The sequence below is a fragment of the Saezia sanguinis genome (assembly GCF_003991585.1).
Lineage (GTDB): Bacteria > Pseudomonadota > Gammaproteobacteria > Burkholderiales > Burkholderiaceae_C > Saezia > Saezia sanguinis.
In genome coordinates this window covers 50,439-68,620 of the sequence record NZ_PQSP01000003.1, presented here as the reverse complement: position 1 = coordinate 68,620, position 18,182 = coordinate 50,439, and the positions used below count along the sequence as shown (strand labels likewise).

Here is an 18,182-nt window from a genome sequence, read left to right as displayed (position 1 = left end):
CAAATAGCGGGAATGGTGAATTTGCTCCACTAAAAACCGATGGGCGGTTTGCGGGATATGTGCCAAAAGCATGGTCAAACGGGCCTGCACATGTCAAAATGACAGTTTTTTTAAGATATCAACAGCGGTTGGATAAAACAAGATCATGAGTATCAAAAGCGATAAATGGATTTGCCGCATGGCCGAAGAACATGGCATGATTGAGCCGTTTGAGCCAGGGCAGGTACGCCGTTCGGAAGACGGGCAGAAAATCATCAGTTACGGTACCAGCAGTTATGGTTACGATATCCGCTGCGCGCCTGAATTCAAGGTGTTTACCAATATTTACAGCACCGTGGTGGACCCCAAAAACTTTGATGAAAAAAGTTTTGTCGATATCAACGCCGATGTCTGTGTGATTCCGCCCAACAGCTTTGCACTGGCGCGTACGCTGGAGTATTTCCGTATTCCACGCAATGTGCTGACGATCTGCCTGGGCAAAAGCACTTATGCGCGCTGCGGCATCATTGTGAACGTGACACCGTTTGAACCTGAGTGGGAAGGGTATGTGACGCTGGAGTTTTCTAACACCACGCCACTGCCTGCGAAGATTTATGCAGGTGAGGGCTGTGCGCAGGTGCTGTTTTTTGAAAGTGATGAAGTCTGCCAGACCAGCTATAAAGACCGTGGCGGGAAATACCAGGGCCAAAGCGGCGTGACGCTGCCCAGGGCCTGAAGACGGATTTTTGCAGATACGCCCGTCTCAGCGTATAAGGTGTCAGCGGCCTTTTTCCAGTTCGATCTGCACGATCCGTTCGCTGCCGTTGGCCGCAGGGAAGTCGCTCAATGCGGCCTGTGCCATCAAAGGAATAAGCTGCAGCAGTGTTCTGGATGCGCTTTTGGTGATGGCCGTGGTTTCATACACGGAATGCGGCATGCCTTGTTCGCTGGGTTCATGGGTATCGCGGATGATCAGCGTCAGGCGTGCATGCAGGTAGTTCTGGGTCACCAGTCGCTCTCCCATGTAGCGCGGCCCCATGCCGTAAGGGTAGACCCAGTGCGATCCGTACCATATGCCGGAATAGGGGTTGCGATAACCGGGTACCAGCACAGGGGGCGGGGCATTGTCGTAGACGGGAACAGAGACCTGGCGTTCTTTTTCACCAGACCATACAAAAAGGTAAACAAGGTAGCGCGGCTGGCTGTCGGGTGCTGCTTCAATGAAACCTGCATTGTCCAGGGGGTGCCGGACAAGGTTTTCATAGGTTTCCTGCTCCAGCGAGATATCCTGTCCTGGCAGGTGGTAAAAGGTGTAGGTCATGGCGGTCTGATCGGCGTTTTCCGGCCAGTCCTGAAACGTGGTCACCCGGGCTTTGAAAACAGACGTTGTTGTACACCCTGCCAGCAATGCAAAACAGGTGGATAACGCAAGGACAGAAATACAGCGAAGCAATGGTTTCATGATGCATTGATCGGCCAAAAAGCAGATGAATAACCTCAATGCCATCACGATAGCATAATTACACTAATTTTAGTAGCACTAAAGGTAACAACATGCGATGGCAAGGGCAGCGTGAAAGCGATAATGTAGAAGACAGACGCAGCAGCCGGGGTGCACGGGTTGGCGGTATCAGTCTGGGCACTGTGGTACTGGCGTTGGGAATCGGTTGGATATTTGGCATTAACCCGCTGACTGTATTGGGGCTGTTAAGCGGTGGCGACAGTGGTTTGCCTGCGACAGTACAGGAGGGGCCGACACAGGCGCCGCCTGCTGATGACGAACAGAGCAGGTTTGTGGCGACGGTGCTGGCTTCCACTGAGGATGTGTGGACCCCGATCTTCAAACAGGCAGGGCAGCAGTATGTGCCGCCAAAGCTGGTGCTGTTCCGGGGCGCCTACCCTTCTGCGTGCGGAATGGGGCAGGCTGCGATGGGGCCGTTTTACTGCCCCGGGGACCAGAAGGTGTATATTGACCTGAGTTTTTATGATACGCTGCAAAACCAGTTGGGTGCGCCAGGCGAGTTTGCCCAGGCTTATGTGATTGCGCATGAGGTCGGGCACCATGTGCAGAAACTGCTGGGCATTACGGACCAGGTGGATGCGCAGCGCCGGCGCTTGAGTGAAACCCAATACAACGCTTTGAGCGTGCGGGTGGAGTTGCAGGCAGACTGCTTTGCCGGTGTCTGGGCGCATACAGCCAATCAGCAGACGCCGATGATTGAAGACGGTGATATTGAAGCGGCATTGAATGCTGCCAGCCAGATTGGAGATGATGCGCTGCAGACGCGTTCTCAGGGACAGGTGGTACCTGAAAAATTTACCCATGGAACCAGTGCGCAGCGGGTACGCTGGTTCCGGCGCGGCTGGGAAGATGGCAACGTGCAGGCCTGTGATACGTTTTCTGCACAAAGGCTTTGAGGAATGACGCATGTGAATATCGGGTAGCTCCATACATACGACAGATTAGCAACTGTCTGGCTATTGCCCAGCGGTTGACTTTGCGCGCAGGCTGATAAAGTCTGTGTCGCATTTTTAGATATATTAAAGAAAATAAACACGATGAAGCTATACGACATGATTTCGCGTCAGATTCCACCTCAACCCTGGAACCATGGCGGGAAAATTCCATGGGATGATCCTGCATTCAGCCAGCGCATGCTGGAAAACCATCTGTCTCAGGAGCATGACTGGGCCAGCCGCCGTTTTGATGTGATTGACCGGCAGGTGCAGTGGCTTGCCAGCCAGTTGCCCGCGTCTGCCCGCATACTTGACCTGGGCTGTGGCCCCGGGTTTTATACCTACCGGCTGGCGCAACTGGGGCATCAGTGCGTTGGGGTGGATTTTTCGCCAGCCTCTATTGCTTATGCCAAACAGCAGGCGCAGCAGGCACAGCTTGCCATTGAGTATCTGCTGTCAGATGTCCGTAACATAGAGGTGTCAGGACAGTTTGACCTGATCATGATGACTTTTGGCGAGTTGAATGTTTTTGCGCAAACAGATGCAGAGCAGATTCTGCATAACGCTGCCAAACTATTGAAGCCTGGCGGCATTTTGCTGCTGGAGACGCACACACTGGAAGAGGTTCAGCGCCAGGGGCAGCAACCACCTTCGTGGCAGTCCTATGAAACGGGATTGTTCCTGAGCACGCCGCATATCTGCCTGCAGGAGCATTTCTGGAATTCTGAAACGGCCACTGCTACAACATGCTTCTGGATCATTGAAGCTGATCATGCCGGTGTGTGTACATATCAAAGCTCCATGAAGGGCTACACCGATGCACAATACCGTGAACTGGTTTCCCAGACCGGGTTATCGTCCGTTCAGTTGCTGGATGCTGCGCAGTGGCCTGCCGGGGAGATTTTTTCGGGTAAATTGAAAGTCTATTGTGCCCGCGCTCAAGGCGGGGCATAGAATAGCTCATCCTGAAAGGGGTGTTCAGGTTTTGCATGTGCTGATTATTTGAAAACTTCACAATTGCTTAACAATTGCGACGTAAACCGGCAACAGAGGCATGACAGACTTGGTATCAGACAAGAATAATCAAAATGGCCCGATGGTTGATCCGAACGGCTTATTTAGACAGGAAAACTATGGCAAGGTCTAAAAAATCAAATTTTCGCTGGGTGTTTCTGGCTGGTGCTGTGATTGTGGCGGCGCTGCTGATCAAGGTTTTTTTCTTTGGCAAGCAGGATGGCCCCCAATTGATCACTGTACCGGTGACACTCGGCCATATTGAAGATACGGTACTGGCCACAGGAACGTTTGAGGCCATTCAGCAGGTCAGTGTGGGTGCGCAGGCTTCAGGGCAAGTCAAGGTGTTGCATGTTGAGTTGGGTGACCGGGTTGAAATGGACCAACTGGTGGCCGAAATTGACTCGCTGACACAACAGAATGCGTTAAAAAATGCCGAAGCCGCTTTGGCGGTATCTCAGGCCAAGCTGGAGGCTGAGCAGGCCAACTTGGCGCAGGCCAAACTGGCTTTTGAACGCCAGCAGCGTCTGCGCCAGTCTGATGCCAGTGCACAGGCCGACTACGAGCAGGCGCAGGCAAACTATAAAACCATTCAGGCCAATATCAAGTCATTGCAGGCACAGATTGTGCAGGCCAAAATTGACGTGGATACCGCCAAAGTGAACCTGGGTTATACGCGCATTACCAGCCCGATGGCTGGTACCGTGGTGGCAATTGTGACCAAAGAAGGGCAGACGGTGAACGCCAACCAGACCACGCCGACCATCATCAAGGTGGCCAATCTGGATACCATGACGGTAAAGGCTGAAATCTCTGAAGCGGATGTAACCCGGGTGCTGCCGGGCCAGCGGGTTTATTTCACCATATTGGGTGAGCCTGATACACAGTTTGAAGCGACGCTCAGGCAGATTGAACCAGCGCCGGAATCGATTACCTCTGAAACATCGAGCAGCAGTTCTTCCAGCAGTTCTTCGAGCAGCACGGCGATTTACTATAACGGGCTGTTTGATATTGCCAACCCGGATGGCAAATTCCGCATTGACATGACGGCAGAAGTGAATATTGTGCGTGATGAAGCCCAGTCCGCATTGATTGTGCCTTCCTCTGCGTTGCAGAATGACAAGGATCGCGGCGGTTATTATGTGCGAGTGCTGGGAGCGAACAACCAGATAGAAAACCGCCCGGTCCGGGTCGGCATCAATAACCGTGTGACGGCACAGATTCTGGAAGGCGTGCAGGAAGGCGACAAGCTGGTGATTGGCGACAGTTCAATGAACACCGGAAGATCCAGCAACATGCGCGGTCCGATGCGGTTCTAAGGGGATGTAGATGACAACCCCGTTGATTGAAATCCAAAAACTGCGCCGAGAATTCCAGTCTGGCGAGCAGACCGTCGCCGTACTGAAAGATGTGGACCTGAGCATTCAGGCCGGTGAAATGGTGGCCATTGTGGGGGCATCCGGTTCGGGCAAGTCAACGCTGATGAATATCATCGGTTGTCTGGACCAGGCCACCTCGGGCAGTTACCGCTTAGGGGGTAAAGAGGTTAAGGACCTTGGCCCTGATGAACTGGCAGCCTTGCGCCGGGAGCGGTTTGGATTTATTTTCCAACGTTATCATCTGCTGTCAGACCTGACGGCACAGGGCAATGTGGAGGTGCCCGCCATTTACGCTGGCCGTTCGACACAGGAACGCCATGAGCGGTCATTGGAGCTGCTCAAAAGGCTGGGGCTGGAAGACCGGGTGGACCATAAACCCGGACAACTCTCTGGTGGTCAGCAGCAGCGGGTATCCATTGCCCGAGCATTGATGAATGGCGGCAGCATTATTCTGGCCGATGAACCTACCGGTGCGCTGGACAGCCACAGCGGCAAGGAAGTGATGAAGATTCTGACCGAGCTGCATGAAGCCGGGCATACCATCATCATTGTGACGCACGACATGCACAACGCCGAATACGCGCAGCGGATCATCGAGATCAGCGATGGCGAGATTGTGGCGGATCGCAAAAATGGTGATGAAACGATCAGCCCTGCAAGCAGTGCCGATCATGTCCTGAAAGATAATAAAAGGCCTTTGCTGGCGCTGTGGGACCGCTTGAGCGAAGCGTTTCGCATGGCCGCACTGGCGATGCGCTCTCACAAATTGCGCACATTCCTGACCATGCTCGGGATCATCATCGGGATTGCCTCTGTGGTGTCGGTTGTGGCGCTGGGGGAGGGGTCTCGCCGTGATATTCTGAGCAACATCAGTGCCATTGGAACCAATACCATTGAGATTTATTCGGGGCAGGGGTTCGGGGATACGCGCTCCGGGCGAATCCGTACCCTGATCCCCGCGGATGCCGAGGCTTTGTCGACCCAGGGCTATGTGGACAGTGTGACACCGAATGTCACTTCATCCAGTACCTTGCGCTACCGCAATGTGGAGGCTTCAGCCACGATACAGGGCGTGGGCAGCCAGTATTTCAGGGTGAAAGATATTGCCATTCAAGATGGCATTGCGTTTGACAAGGCGGCCGAGCAGGAACTGGCACAGGTGGTGGTGATTGATCAGAACACCCGCGACAAGCTGTTTGTAGCCGGAGAAGACCCGATCGGGAAGGTCATTCTGCTCGGGTCGATCCCGGCGCGGGTGATTGGCGTAACGGAGAAAAAAGACAGCGCGTTCACCAACAGCGATGCATTGAATGTTTTTGTTCCCTATACCACCGTGATGAAGCGTATTTTGGGCCAGTCTTACCTGCGTAACATCACCGTGCGTGTGGATGACGGTGCACCGATGGCAGCCGCTGAGCAGGGCATTACCCATCTGCTGACGTTGCGCCATGGCCGGGAGGATTTTTTCATCATCAACACGGACAGTATCCGGCAGACGGTGGAAAGCACCACCCAGACCATGACGTTGCTGATTTCGGCCATTGCCGTGATCTCGCTGGTGGTGGGCGGCATTGGTGTGATGAACATCATGCTGGTGAGCGTGACCGAGCGCACGCGTGAAATTGGTGTGCGCATGGCTGTAGGTGCCCGGCAGTCCGATATTCAGCAGCAGTTTCTGATTGAGGCGGTGCTGGTCTGTATTCTGGGCGGCGCGTTGGGGATTTCGCTGGCATTGCTGTTTGGCTGGCTGTTCAGTTTTGCGCAGACAGGGTTTTCCACTGCATTTTCTGCAACATCCATGGTGGTTGCGTTTGTCTGCTCTACCATGATTGGCATCATTTTCGGTTATCTGCCAGCACGCAGCGCAGCCAGGTTGAACCCGGTTGATGCACTGTCCAGCGATTAAGGGGGTAAAACAGCATGTACGCTAAAAATAATAACCAACGCGGGTTTGCAGGCTGGGCCGTCAAGCTGGTTTCACTGGCTGTTGCCGCCAGCATGACCGGGTGCTCTTTGATGCACACCCCTTATGAAACGCCGGCAGTCCAAACGCCGGAACAGTGGCAGTACAGGGTGCAGGCACCATCTATGCTGCAAAGCAATGACCGCTGGTGGCAGTTGTTTAACGATGAGCAGTTGAATGCTTTGGTTGAACTGGCGTTTGAGCGTAACAACGATCTGGCTGCGGCGGCACTGAAAGTGCGGCAGGCGCAGTTGCAGGCCAAACTGGCCGGCAGTGATTTGCTGCCTACGGTTACCGGACGCCTGAATGCCAGTGGTGAGCGCGGCATTGATATTTCAGAGGCGTGGTCTAAAGGCAGTGGTACCAGCCTGTCGGTCAGTTATGAAGCCGATTTATGGGGGAGCTTGTCAAGCCTGAAAAATGCCGCTGACTGGGAGGCTATGGCGACCGAAGCAGACCGGGAAGCCACAGCGCTGTCATTGGCCGGAACGGTGGCTGACTTGTACTGGCAGTTGATTTACCTGAACCAGCGCATTGCCAGCACACAGCAAAGTATTGCCTATACGCAGAAAACCCTTGAACTGGTGCTGGCCCAGCATGCGGCGGGTGCTGTTTCTATTTTGGAGCCGACACAGGCCCGGCAAAGTTTATTGACACAGCAGTCCAACCTGTCTCAACTGGTGCAGCAGCGGGTGGAAACGCGCAACGCACTGGCCATTATTTTTGACATGCCGCCAACCGAAGAGGGGTTGAAAGCGATATTGCCCGATGAGCCTGCGTTCCTGGGGTATGAAGAACTGCCACCGGTTCAAGAGGGGGTGCCGGCCGATGTTCTGGCCAGGCGTCCTGACCTGCGTGCAGCGGAAATGCGTTTGCGGGAAAGCCTGGCAAATGTGGACGCGACCAGGGCCAGCTACTATCCACAGTTGACGCTGACCGGCGCGCTGGGGACCTCCAGCAGTTCACTGGGCAATTTGCTGAATAACCCGGTGGCAACGCTGGGTGCCGGGCTTTTATTGCCATTTTTACAGTTCAACGAGATGCGGTTTAACAACGAGCTGGCAAAGGCGCGCTATGAAGAGGCGGTTGTCAATTTCCGCCAGACGCTGTACCAGGCGCTGGTGGATGTGGAGAATACCTTGTCTGCCCGCGCGCAACTGAACATACAGTATGCGTTGTTGCAGCAGTCGCTGACAGACGCACGCAAAACAGAATCCATTTATGAAGAACGCTACCGTGCCGGTGAGGTTCCGCTGAAAGACTGGCTGGATGCGCAGGAGAGCCGCCGCAGTGCAGAGATTTCTCTGGCGGCCAATCAGTTGTCCCGCCTGCAAAACCAGGTGATGTTATATCAGGCACTGGGTGGCGGTGTTTGATGTGAATTGGAGTGCGGCGGCCATCAGGTGAAGGCCATCGTGAATAAAATAGTTTTTTCAACGATAAAGTGAGATGAACGGGTTGAAACGTTGGATACTTTTGCTGCTGGGCACAGTGCTGTTGGCAGGGTGTACGGGGCATGCTGTGGATCATTCGATGGAGGTATCGCAGGATACAGCTTCCACACGTTTGCCGTGGCAGGATGTGGATATGGCATACCTGCAAATTTCTGCAGGTGTTCAGGCAGATGCTGCCACGCTGAATATCAAAGCCGTCAGTGCAGACGGACAGGTGGTGGTTGGTGAGGCTGAACGTGCTGTTGATGGTGAGTCGGGGCAATCCTCAAAACGCCTTGAAGCTTTTCGCTGGGATCTGACCCAGAACCATTGGCAGTGGCTGGGGGTTGTCGCGGGCGAAGCCAGCAGCACGCCTGCCGGGGTGAATGCCGCTGCCGATGTTGTTTTTGGCCGTCGCTGGGTGTGGCAGGCAGGACATCAACAACTAACGGATCTTGGCCGCCAATTTTGGACTTATGCTGTGCGCGATGATCACCAGTTGATAGGGATTGAATCCGGCAGTAACTTTGTTTTGCGTTCAATTGACGGCGCTCAGGCTGAGCAATGGCCTGCTGCCGATTTTTTGCAGTTGGATACTGCGGGCCATGCCAAAGAGCGTTTCTGGTTTTCGGACAATGGTACGCTGGTGCTGAGTACAGTGGAAACGTGTCTGAAAGACGCGCATTGTGACCAGGCCTGGTTGACATGGTGGGCGCCAGGGCAGAACCAGCAGCGTGTACAGGCTGAGCTGCCTTCCAGAGAGACTGATTTTATTCAGACCGATCCGGGGCCGAATATCGTCAGCCGCAATGCGCAGTGGCTTGCGGGCGATGTGGGGCAGGGTATTTTCCGCTGGGATAGGCAGGGACAGATGCTGAGCCTGGGTGGTTTTGAGCATGGCGCAGATGTACTCGGTATCAGTGATGACGGTAACCTGGTGGTAGGAACGACGGCAGACGTTAAAACGGGAAATGGACGATCCTGGATCTGGACTGCCACAGAAGGGCTTGGTTGGCTGGACGAGTGGCTGCGGAATCATGGTGTGGCAAAAGAGATGAGCAGTACCTCCATACAGGTCAGGCTGCTGAGTGCCAACCGGCGGGTGCTGATTGGGTTGACCGATTTGCGCGAGCAGGGTGGTACCGTGGTCTGGTGGCGGGCGACTTTACCGGAAAATCTCAGAGTGCTTGTGCAGTAGCGGGATGCTTTCAGCGGTTGTTCGCAGAGAGACACATAGAGAAGCGCATCAAACAGTCGGTACTTGGGTAAGTGATTAGCTTACTTTCTATAATGGGTTTTGCTTGGGTCGGTTTCTATCATGCTATTTTGCAGCCTGTGCTCCTTTGGGTAGTGCATGTAGATGGCTTGTGTGATGTTGACAGCCGACCGCACCAGATAGAAATATGAGAAAGTATTGTATGAAACGTGCTACCCGTATTCTTCATGATCCGTATACCCCGCCAGCCGGGTTTGATGCTCCGCAACCTGGCGTGTATAAGGCTTCCACGGTATTTTTTCCTAACACGCAGGCCATGCGCGAGCGCAATTGGATGGATAAAAGCGGCTATACCTATGGGCTGCATGGCACACCGACCACATTTACGTTGGAAGAGCGTATTTCCAACCTGGAAGGGGGTACATACTGTACTTTGGCACCCAGCGGTTTGGCGGCAATTGTCATGGTGGACCTGGCTTTTTTAAAAGCCGGAGATCATTTGCTGCTGCCGGATAATGTGTATGGGCCGAGTCTGGTGACTGCAAAAGGTTTATTGCGTGATTTGGGTGTCAGCTATTCGACGTATGACCCTATGCAGCCGGCTTCGTTGCGTGCCGCTTTGACGGATAAAACACGGCTGGTCTGGCTGGAGGCCCCGGGCTCGGTCACGATGGAGTTTCCTCCTTTGGATGAACTGGTCATGATTGCCAAAGAGGCTGGGGTGGTTACTGCACTTGATAACACCTGGGCCGCAGGGCTGGCATTGTGCGGATTTGATCTGGGTGATGATGGCCATGGCAACGCCTTGGGTGTTGATGTGGTGATGCAGGCACTGACCAAGTACCCCAGCGGGGGCGGTGATGTGCTGATGGGCAGCATTGTGACGCGCGATGCCGATTTGCATGCGCAGATTCAGCGTGTGCATATGTACACTGGCATAGGCGTTGCTGCGAATGACGCCGAATTGCTGTTGCGCTCCCTTCCCAGTATGACTGTGCGGTACCAGACCCAGTTTGAGCAGGCATTGGCGCTGGCGCAGTGGTGCGAAAACCGGGCAGAATTTTCTGCTGTACTTTACCCGACACTTGAAAAAAGCCCTGGGCATGTGCACTGGAAGAGATTATGCAACGGCACTGGGGCGGGGCTGTTCAGCGTGCTTGTGGATGCGCGTTACAGTGCGCAGCAGGTCGACCGTTTTGTAGATGCTTTAAAGCTATTCAAAATCGGCTACAGTTGGGGTGGCCCTGTCAGCCTGGTGGTGCCATACGATTTAAAAGAGATGCGTGCAAAACCGGCATGGCAGGGTACTCTGGTCAGATTTTCACTAGGGTTTGAAGCGCTGGAGGATTTGCAGGCCGATATCGAGCAGGCACTCAAAACACTGGTATCCCCGTGAGACGGTTCTGCTAAAAACCAATGGCACACAATTGTGTGCCATTGATTGAAGAAAACCCAACTTAAAGATAAACAGAGAACGTTGTAATCTTTAGTGTACAGGTGGCTGGTACATCGGGAAAAGAATGCTTTCTTCAATATCCACCCGCATCACCCAGCGGTCCCGCAGCTCTTCCATTTCTGTTTTAAATGTTTGCTGCAATTGTGTATCGGTTTCGAGGGGCGCGTATTTTTTCAGAAAATCCATGGTATAGGCAACAATAGAGTCCATTTCTTTGCGGATTTCACGCATTTGTGCAAAATCGAAAGGCTGGTCGACCAAAGCGTACTGGAGATACATGTAAAGTTTGGTCGTTTCTTTATAAACATGCGCAATCGTTTCCTGCTTGAATTGTTCAAGCAGGTCTTTTGTAGTCTGAAATTCTCGGTTGTCAAACGAGCTAATGACTGCTGCCAAGTGTTTAACCATCCCCTGATGTTCATGGACCAGATCCGGGACCAGTGTTGGAGAATATGATTTTTCGGCAGAAAACGATAGATTCTCGCCTGCTGATTTTGGGGTATTCATGGAAAATCCTTTCGACGCTTTGTGTTAACTCTGCCCGCGACAAAGGCCAATAATGGCTGAAAAAAACCGCTTTGATATTGATTTTTTCAAATATTTATGTACTGCTGGCTTCATTATCAAGCTTAAATTGCAAGAAAACAACGTGTCATGCAATAGGGTTTTATTCGAGGAAGAGAATCAGTTCAGCATTTTTTCAAATTCCGGCCATACATTTTCCAGAATAATCGGGTGCGCAGATTGGTTTGGATGCGTTCGATCCCTCTGAAAGTATTGTTCAGAGTCTGCAACATCTGCAATACCTTTGAGGAAAAAGGGCACCAATGCCGTGTTTTTCTCTTGGGCAATGCGCACATACATCTGTGCAAACTGTTCCGTGTAATTTCTTCCATAATTGGGCGGTACCTGCACGCCCAGCAATAGCACCTTGGCGCCGGCTGCCTGGCTCATTTCCACCATACTTTCCAGGTTGGCCGCTGTGGCATCCAAAGACAGGCCCCTGAGCGCATCATTGGCACCCAACTCGATGATGACGATAGAAGGGTGGTGTTGTTGCAGTGCGGCAGGTAAACGGGCTTTGCCTCCGGCAGAGGTATCACCGCTGATGCTGGCATTGATGACCTGCGTATCAGGAGCGCGTTGCTGCACCCGGGCCTGCATCAGTGCAACCCAGCCCGTACCGCGGGGCAGGCCATATTCGGCCGATAGAGAGTCACCTACCACCAAAATGGTTTGAGGCGCACTTTGTGCAATAGCGCCCGTAGTCACTGATAATGCCAGTAGCAAACACAAAAGAATACTTGCTGCAGCCTGAAACAGGGTGGTTGAATGGCTGTGGCGCCAAATGATCAAGGGATTATTCATGTCAGAATCGATTATTCACGTTGAGCATGTTTACAAACGTATCACGGATTCCAGTGGTACCTTGGAGATTTTGCACGATATTGAGTTTTCTGTCCTGGCGCGTGAATCGGTGGCGATTGTTGGGGCTTCCGGGTCGGGCAAAAGTACGTTATTGGGGATTATTGCCGGATTGGATCATCCTTCTGATGGAACGGTTTATCTGGCTGGACAGGATATTTTTGCACTGAGTGAAGATGCGCGGGCAGCTTTCCGGGCGCAGCATGTCGGGTTTGTGTTTCAGAATTTTCAGTTGATGCCTAATCTGACCGCATTGGAAAATGTGATGCTGCCGCTGGAGTTGACAAACCGGCCGCAGGCCAAACAGAAGGCGCAGGCAATACTGGAGCGTGTTGGTTTGGGCGAGCGCTTATCGCACTACCCGAAGGTTTTATCTGGCGGTGAGCAGCAGCGTGTGGCTTTGGCCCGCGCTTTTGTGATGGAGCCTGATATTCTGCTGGCCGATGAGCCTACGGGCTCGCTGGATTTTGCCACTGGAAATAAGGTTATGGATTTGATGATGACGTTGAACCAGGAGCTTGGCACGACGTTGCTGATGGTGACACATGACCGTGAACTGTCAGCCCGATGCAATCGCCAGGTGAAGGTTGAGGCCGGCCACCTGGCTGAAATGGTGGTTATTTGAATGAAGGGGAAAGGGCAGGTGTTTCTGTTTTTTCCTGAACAATCAGACTAAGAGGTATGACATATGAAATATATGCAGTTGAATAATGGCACAAAGATTCCTGCTGTTGGCATTGGTGTATTCAGGGTTGACAATGTTGTGACACAGCAAATGGTTGAGACGGCGCTGGCCAGCGGGTACCGCCACATTGATACCGCCATGATTTATGGTAATGAGGAGGCTGTGGGCAAGGCAATTCAGAATTCGGGAGTTGCGCGCAGCGAAATTTTTCTGACCACCAAATTATGGAACGACGACCAGCGCAGCGGTAAGGTGCAGGAGGCGATGGATGCCAGCCTGCAACGGCTGGGCGTTGATTACGTTGATTTGTATCTGGTGCATTGGCCGGTACCTAAAACGTATGTGGATGTCTGGAAAAAGATGGAAGCGGTGTATCACGCCGGCAAGGCCAAAGCCATTGGCGTGAGCAATTATCAGATTCACCATTTGCAGGATTTGCTCGGGCAGGCAGAGATTGTGCCCGCCATCAACCAGTTTGAATGTTATCCCTACCTGGCACAAGAGCCTTTGGTTGAGTTTTGCCATGCACACCAGATCTGCCCGCAGGCGTGGGGACCGCTGGGTGCCGGGCAGTCGGATGTACTGAAAAGCCCGGTCATCGGCGCGATTGCTCAAAAGCATCAGAAATCACCTGCACAGGTGATATTGCGCTGGAATGTGCAGCGAGGGGTGGTTGTGATTCCGAAGTCTGTTCATCAAAACAGGCAGGCAGAGAATCTGCATATTTTTGATTTTGATCTCAGCAACGATGAAGTGAAGCAGATTACGGCGCTGAATCAGAATCTGCGCCTGGGGGCTGATCCGGATAATTTTAATTTTTAAGACACCCTTTATTACTTTATTATATTGATCAGCAAAAATACAAAATGCCCTGGAAGTTTCTTTCCAGGGCATTTTTCATGCAGATGAAACGTTTGCAGCAAGGCAAACGAAATCAGAACTTGAGTCCCACACTTAAGAAAAGTGCATCATCGCTTGAGCGGCTGCTTTGCTCTCTGGTGTACGACAGTGTTGTATTCCACAGCACGCCGGGTCGCAGTTGCCCTTCCGCCTTGAGCCCAAGGCCAACAACCAGTGCATCGCGTTCCTGCGGGCGTGAGTTGACTTGATAAGTGGGGCCGTAGGAGCCGTCGAGATATGTTTCTGCGAACCGGGCCCTGGTTGAGAATTGGCTGTTACCGAAGTTATGCCGCCAGGCAAGTGTGAATCCGGGCGTTAATACGGTTCCGTTTTTCAGGGTGTAGTCACGTTCAAGCGTTGCTCCCAGATTGGTGGTCAGGAAGTCATGATCGGTACGGCTGACATGGGCATTCATCATGCCACCGGTTTCTGTGAACCCCTGCTGGTTGATCCACAGGTAGCGTGCCGAAGCAAATGGTGTCAACCGTGCATGGCTGTCCCAGGGGTAAAAGTCCTGAGCGATTTCTGCTCCCACACTGAACACATCATGCGCGTAGTCACCTTCACTGACACCTAGGTAAGCAGGGCTTCGGCGCAGGTCATTTTTGTGGTGAGAATATGCTGCATCAACGGTCAGACGCATGTTCTCAGGGGTCGTGTAGCGGGCGAATAAGCCAAATTGGCCGGCTTCGGTTTGCGAGCTGGCATGAATGTCGGTGAAATTAGTATCTGATCTGGTATAGCTGCCATACACGCCAGCAGTCCAGTTTTCGCGGAAGTTCCAGTTCAATCCCATCACAATGCCGTTGGTGTCGACCCGGTAGCCTGAATGCTCTCTTCTTGAGCGCGCATCCTGACCAAAGCTGCCCAGGTAACTCACCCATGCGTAAAATTCTTTTCTTTCGCAATTCAGGCGATTGGTATCATCGTCTTTTGTTGAGGGATTTTGTTCACGGCAACTTTCAAAAGCCATATCCAGCGCCTGGTTGGCTACTTTGATATGGTTGTTGGTATTGATCCAGCCAAGTGTCAATGCCGCTTCAGGAGAAACCGAGTTCAGGTCGTTTTTCAGCAGGTAAAACGCCCAGTCATTGTCCAGAACCTTATTGCCGTTTTCGGTGTTGTGCAGCCAGTCTTCAATGTTACCCAGAGATTCTTCACCGTTTGGCCCCAGGTCTGTAACGTGGTCAGGTACATAAACAGTCGTCAGCCAGATCTGATTGCCTTCACGCAGGAACTGGGCCTGGTATTCGTGTGTTTCTTCAATGCTGCCATTGACATGGTCCAGTGCGGCCTGGTCTGGAAGGGCGGCAATGCCGCCTTCCACCATCAAATATTTGCCGACTTGAGGCAAAAGTGTGCGGGGCGCGGTCAGCACCAGATTGCTTCCCAGCGTAAATGAAGAGCCTGCGGCTGCATTGGCAAAATTGAAAACGGCCAGATTGGCATCACGCTGTGACACATCCATGGAAAAGCGTTTGATCTCGGGGCCGGCTCCCATGCTGATAATCATCCGGGTACCGCTTCCTGCAACCAGGGTAAAGTCCGGGCGAAGCTGTGTTGTACCAGCATTCAGGTTGAATGTGGCAGTGCCGCCAACGGTGGTGATGTTGTTACGGCCACCCCAGTAATGGGTGCCGGTTCCCCCGTTATTGGTGTAGGTGAAGTTCCTGCCGCCCGTCATATCAACAGTGATCGGGTCATAAATCGCAACGGTGCCGGTGAAATCGGCGCCGCCAACGTTCATGAAGACATCGTGCCCTGAATTCTGCCCGTTGGCGCGGCCAAAATAAATGCTGTTGTTTTGGCCGGTTGCGGCACTGTAGTTGCCTGTGAAGGTGGTCCGGTTGTCGGCATCAGCGGAGAGGGTGAAATTGGTGCTGCCGGTGGTTGATGAGGTATTGACGAATATCGCACCGCCATAGCCACCGGCCGTGTTCAAGAGGAACTGCGTATTCAAAATGGTTCCGTTCAGCCCCTGATTAATATATAAAGCGCCACCATTCCCGTTGGCTGTGTTGACGTTGAGTGTTGAATTGGATATGCCGTTGTTAAGCGTGCCAATGAATGCCGCACCTCCGTGCTGTCCGGCATGGTTGGCAGAAAAATTCATGTTGGTGATGTTGCCCACAGTGCCCGAAACATACATGCCCCCGCCGCTGGCAGTGGCAGAGTTCTGAGCGAAGGGGGAGTTGGAAAGGGTGCCGCTGATATCACCATTCATGACACTCAGGCCGCCACCGTTTTGCCCTGCTGAGTTGGTAGCGAAACTTGTACCGCTGATATCACCGGTGATGTTTCCCTGACTGAGGTTAAACCCGCCGCCATTGGCTGCTGCGATATTTTGTGAAAAGGTGACATTGGAGAGTGAACCGCCAATATTGCCGCTGACAATGTTGAAGCCCCCGCCATTGGCATTGGCCCGGTTGCCGGTAAAAGTCGTGTTGCTGATATCGCCAGCGATGCCGCCGGATACCACGTTGAGTCCGCCGCCATTAGCACCTGCTGTATTCTGTGTGAAATTGGCACCGGAGATGCTGCCAGTCAAACCGCCCTGAAGATTGATGGCGCCACCACTGCCGCCCGCTGCGTTTTGGGAAAAGTTGCTGTTGTTGATACTGCCTGCGATACCGCCATTGGCAACATGAAGCCCACCGCCATTAGCACCTGCCGTATTGCTTGTGAACTGGGCATTGTTGATGTTGCCCGTGATATCGCCGGTATTGACGTAGATGGCGCCACCGCTTCCATTCGTGGCAGCGTTTTGCGCAAAATTGGCTGTGACATTGCCGGCAAGTGAACCCGTCCAGATGCCGCCGCCGTTATTCTGGGCGGTATTGCCTGTCACAATGGCGCCGTCAATGGCATTTCCGCTGTTGCCCAATGCACCGGTAACATACAGGCCGCCACCGGAACCGTCTGCCGTATTGGTGGCAAAGTAGTTGGTGCTGATGTTGCCGCTGAATGTGCCGCCGACGTACATGCCCCCGCCGTTAACGCTTGCATGGTTATTGTCAAAGTGGGCATCCTGGCCTGAACCCCCAATACCACCGCTGAAATTTCCACCGATGTAAATACCGCCCCCGCTGCCACCCGAAGCAGTATTGCTGTCGAAATGGATGTTATTCTGAATGCCGCCGGCAAAGGCACCGCTGATATAAACGGCGCCGCCATCGGTTGCGGCCTGGTTATTTCTGAATGCTGCATTGTTGATACCAGCGGTGACGGCGCCGGCAGAAAAAGCGCCGCCAGTAGCGGATGATGTGCCCCGGTTAAGTTCTATATTCTGTATGGCATTGACACTTTGAGTGCCCATGTTGATCAGTGCAAATGAATTATTGCCAAGCAGCATACTGTCGTTGCTGCCATCGAGCGTGAAATTGCTTGCGCCGCCGGCAGCATTGATACTGCTGGTTAAGGTCCATTCCTGGCTGGCAGACATGATGATGGAGCCGCTGGTAATAGACGCATTTTGTAAGGCAGCTTGGAGTGAGGCGACATCTGCCACGTTATATGACTGTGCCCATACGCTGTTGGCGTAAAGTACGGTTGAAAAACTGGCGCAGACAGCACTTGCCCGCCAAATTTTTGAAAAAGAACGGGATGCTTTTTGCCGCAAAAAGGTTTGACATGCATGAACAATTGGGCTGAAAGCAAAATGAGATGCGGTTTTATTTTGAGTATTCATATCAGCTTGTGAATCGTGGTTACATAAAAAGGAATGATGGGTGATGCGTTTATGGTATTTTTACAACAGAAGTTGTTTTGAATCTGGAGAGATGCAGCGTTTTAATCGAACGGAGATCAGTGTCCAAAAGGCAAAGTCTGAACTTGTGCCACTATTCACGCAAAGCCCGGTCAAGCGCTTGTAAATCTTTTGGCTACGCTGTGAATGCGTACGATAGTGAAGTTTCATGTCAGAGCAATATGTATAAGTCGGAACAGCGTGGTTTAATGAATAAACAGCGGGTAAGGGCTTATCAATCGCGATTAAAAATATCCATGTCGCTGTTCGCTGTAACGGTAGACTATCTGTTGTGTAAAGGCGGCAGCCCTGATGGTGTTGGTGTCTTTGTTGTTTTGAACCCGTTTGCAAAGTTACCGCGTGGCATGACTGTTCCTGGTCAGGGGGCAAGCGGCGGTTACAATGCGTTGTGCTTTACTGATGGAGCGCTGTCCGCACAGATGCTGTTGAATACGATGGTGTATCTGGTTTCAGTGGATTGATAAGGGCGCTGTTACGGATGGTTTGTTATCGGATAATGCCGGCGGGTA

At 52.6% G+C, this 18,182-nt stretch carries 15 protein-coding genes; 11 read left to right on the top strand and 4 right to left on the bottom strand.

All coding sequences use genetic code 11. The features are described 5' to 3' along the window. Positions 1 to 145: 145 nt before the first annotated feature. On the top strand, positions 146 to 715 hold the full coding sequence (gene dcd / locus CUZ56_RS07405; RefSeq protein WP_126979752.1) for a dCTP deaminase: 570 nt from the start codon (positions 146 to 148) through the stop codon (positions 713 to 715). Positions 716 to 757: 42 nt separating this feature from the next. On the opposite strand, the gene CUZ56_RS07400 is transcribed toward dcd, so the two are convergent. Next, entirely contained in the window at positions 758 to 1,441 is a 684-nt protein-coding gene (locus tag CUZ56_RS07400) for a DUF4136 domain-containing protein (RefSeq protein ID WP_162615284.1), read from the bottom strand. 92 nt (positions 1,442 to 1,533) lie between these two features. Here CUZ56_RS07400 and ypfJ point away from each other — a divergent pair, with 92 nt between their 5' ends. The 7 genes from ypfJ to CUZ56_RS07365 all read left to right on the top strand — a co-directional run bounded on the left by ypfJ (position 1,534) and on the right by CUZ56_RS07365 (position 10,837). Next, positions 1,534 to 2,397: a KPN_02809 family neutral zinc metallopeptidase gene (gene ypfJ / locus CUZ56_RS07395; protein WP_126979750.1), complete on the top strand. Its 864-nt coding sequence runs from the start codon at positions 1,534 to 1,536 to the stop codon at positions 2,395 to 2,397. Positions 2,398 to 2,538: 141 nt separating this feature from the next. Next, positions 2,539 to 3,390: a class I SAM-dependent methyltransferase gene (locus CUZ56_RS07390; RefSeq protein ID WP_126979749.1), complete on the top strand. Its 852-nt coding sequence runs from the start codon at positions 2,539 to 2,541 to the stop codon at positions 3,388 to 3,390. Between the two features lie 179 nt (positions 3,391 to 3,569). After that, complete coding sequence (locus tag CUZ56_RS07385; protein ID WP_126979748.1) at positions 3,570 to 4,769, top strand: efflux RND transporter periplasmic adaptor subunit; 1,200 nt, start codon at positions 3,570 to 3,572, stop codon at positions 4,767 to 4,769. 10 nt (positions 4,770 to 4,779) lie between these two features. Next, positions 4,780 to 6,735: a MacB family efflux pump subunit gene (locus CUZ56_RS07380; protein ID WP_126979747.1), complete on the top strand. Its 1,956-nt coding sequence runs from the start codon at positions 4,780 to 4,782 to the stop codon at positions 6,733 to 6,735. A gap of 14 nt (positions 6,736 to 6,749) precedes the next feature. After that, on the top strand, positions 6,750 to 8,168 hold the full coding sequence (locus tag CUZ56_RS07375) for an efflux transporter outer membrane subunit (protein ID WP_204250858.1): 1,419 nt from the start codon (positions 6,750 to 6,752) through the stop codon (positions 8,166 to 8,168). Positions 8,169 to 8,241: 73 nt separating this feature from the next. Next, positions 8,242 to 9,423, top strand: a complete 1,182-nt coding sequence (locus CUZ56_RS07370; protein ID WP_126979746.1) for a hypothetical protein — start codon at positions 8,242 to 8,244, stop codon at positions 9,421 to 9,423. Between the two features lie 220 nt (positions 9,424 to 9,643). Further along, positions 9,644 to 10,837: a PLP-dependent transferase gene (locus CUZ56_RS07365; protein WP_239442223.1), complete on the top strand. Its 1,194-nt coding sequence runs from the start codon at positions 9,644 to 9,646 to the stop codon at positions 10,835 to 10,837. A gap of 90 nt (positions 10,838 to 10,927) precedes the next feature. Here the strand turns inward: CUZ56_RS07365 and CUZ56_RS07360 are convergent, their stop codons facing one another. Both CUZ56_RS07360 and CUZ56_RS07355 read right to left on the bottom strand, forming a co-directional pair. Then, the gene (locus CUZ56_RS07360; RefSeq protein ID WP_126979744.1) at positions 10,928 to 11,404 is read right to left on the bottom strand and encodes a hemerythrin domain-containing protein; all 477 of its coding nucleotides are present in this window, start codon (positions 11,402 to 11,404) and stop codon (positions 10,928 to 10,930) included. Positions 11,405 to 11,581: 177 nt separating this feature from the next. Continuing rightward, entirely contained in the window at positions 11,582 to 12,265 is a 684-nt protein-coding gene (locus tag CUZ56_RS07355) for an arylesterase (RefSeq protein ID WP_126979743.1), read from the bottom strand. Here CUZ56_RS07355 and CUZ56_RS07350 point away from each other — a divergent pair. Continuing rightward, positions 12,264 to 12,947, top strand: coding sequence for an ABC transporter ATP-binding protein (locus tag CUZ56_RS07350; protein ID WP_126979742.1), 684 nt, complete (start codon positions 12,264 to 12,266; stop codon positions 12,945 to 12,947). The two genes, CUZ56_RS07355 and CUZ56_RS07350, sit on opposite strands and share 2 nt — an antisense overlap. Positions 12,948 to 13,010: 63 nt before the next feature. Continuing rightward, positions 13,011 to 13,829 carry an aldo/keto reductase gene (locus tag CUZ56_RS07345; RefSeq protein WP_126979741.1) on the top strand — a complete coding sequence of 273 codons (819 nt, stop codon included), beginning with the start codon at positions 13,011 to 13,013 and terminating at the stop codon, positions 13,827 to 13,829. Between the two features lie 112 nt (positions 13,830 to 13,941). On the opposite strand, the gene CUZ56_RS07340 is transcribed toward CUZ56_RS07345, so the two are convergent. Beyond that, entirely contained in the window at positions 13,942 to 17,415 is a 3,474-nt protein-coding gene (locus CUZ56_RS07340) for an autotransporter domain-containing protein (protein WP_162615283.1), read from the bottom strand. A gap of 446 nt (positions 17,416 to 17,861) precedes the next feature. Between CUZ56_RS07340 and CUZ56_RS07335 the strand changes: the two genes are divergently transcribed. Continuing rightward, positions 17,862 to 18,134, top strand: coding sequence for a hypothetical protein (locus CUZ56_RS07335; protein ID WP_126979739.1), 273 nt, complete (start codon positions 17,862 to 17,864; stop codon positions 18,132 to 18,134). Positions 18,135 to 18,182 lie beyond the last annotated feature (48 nt).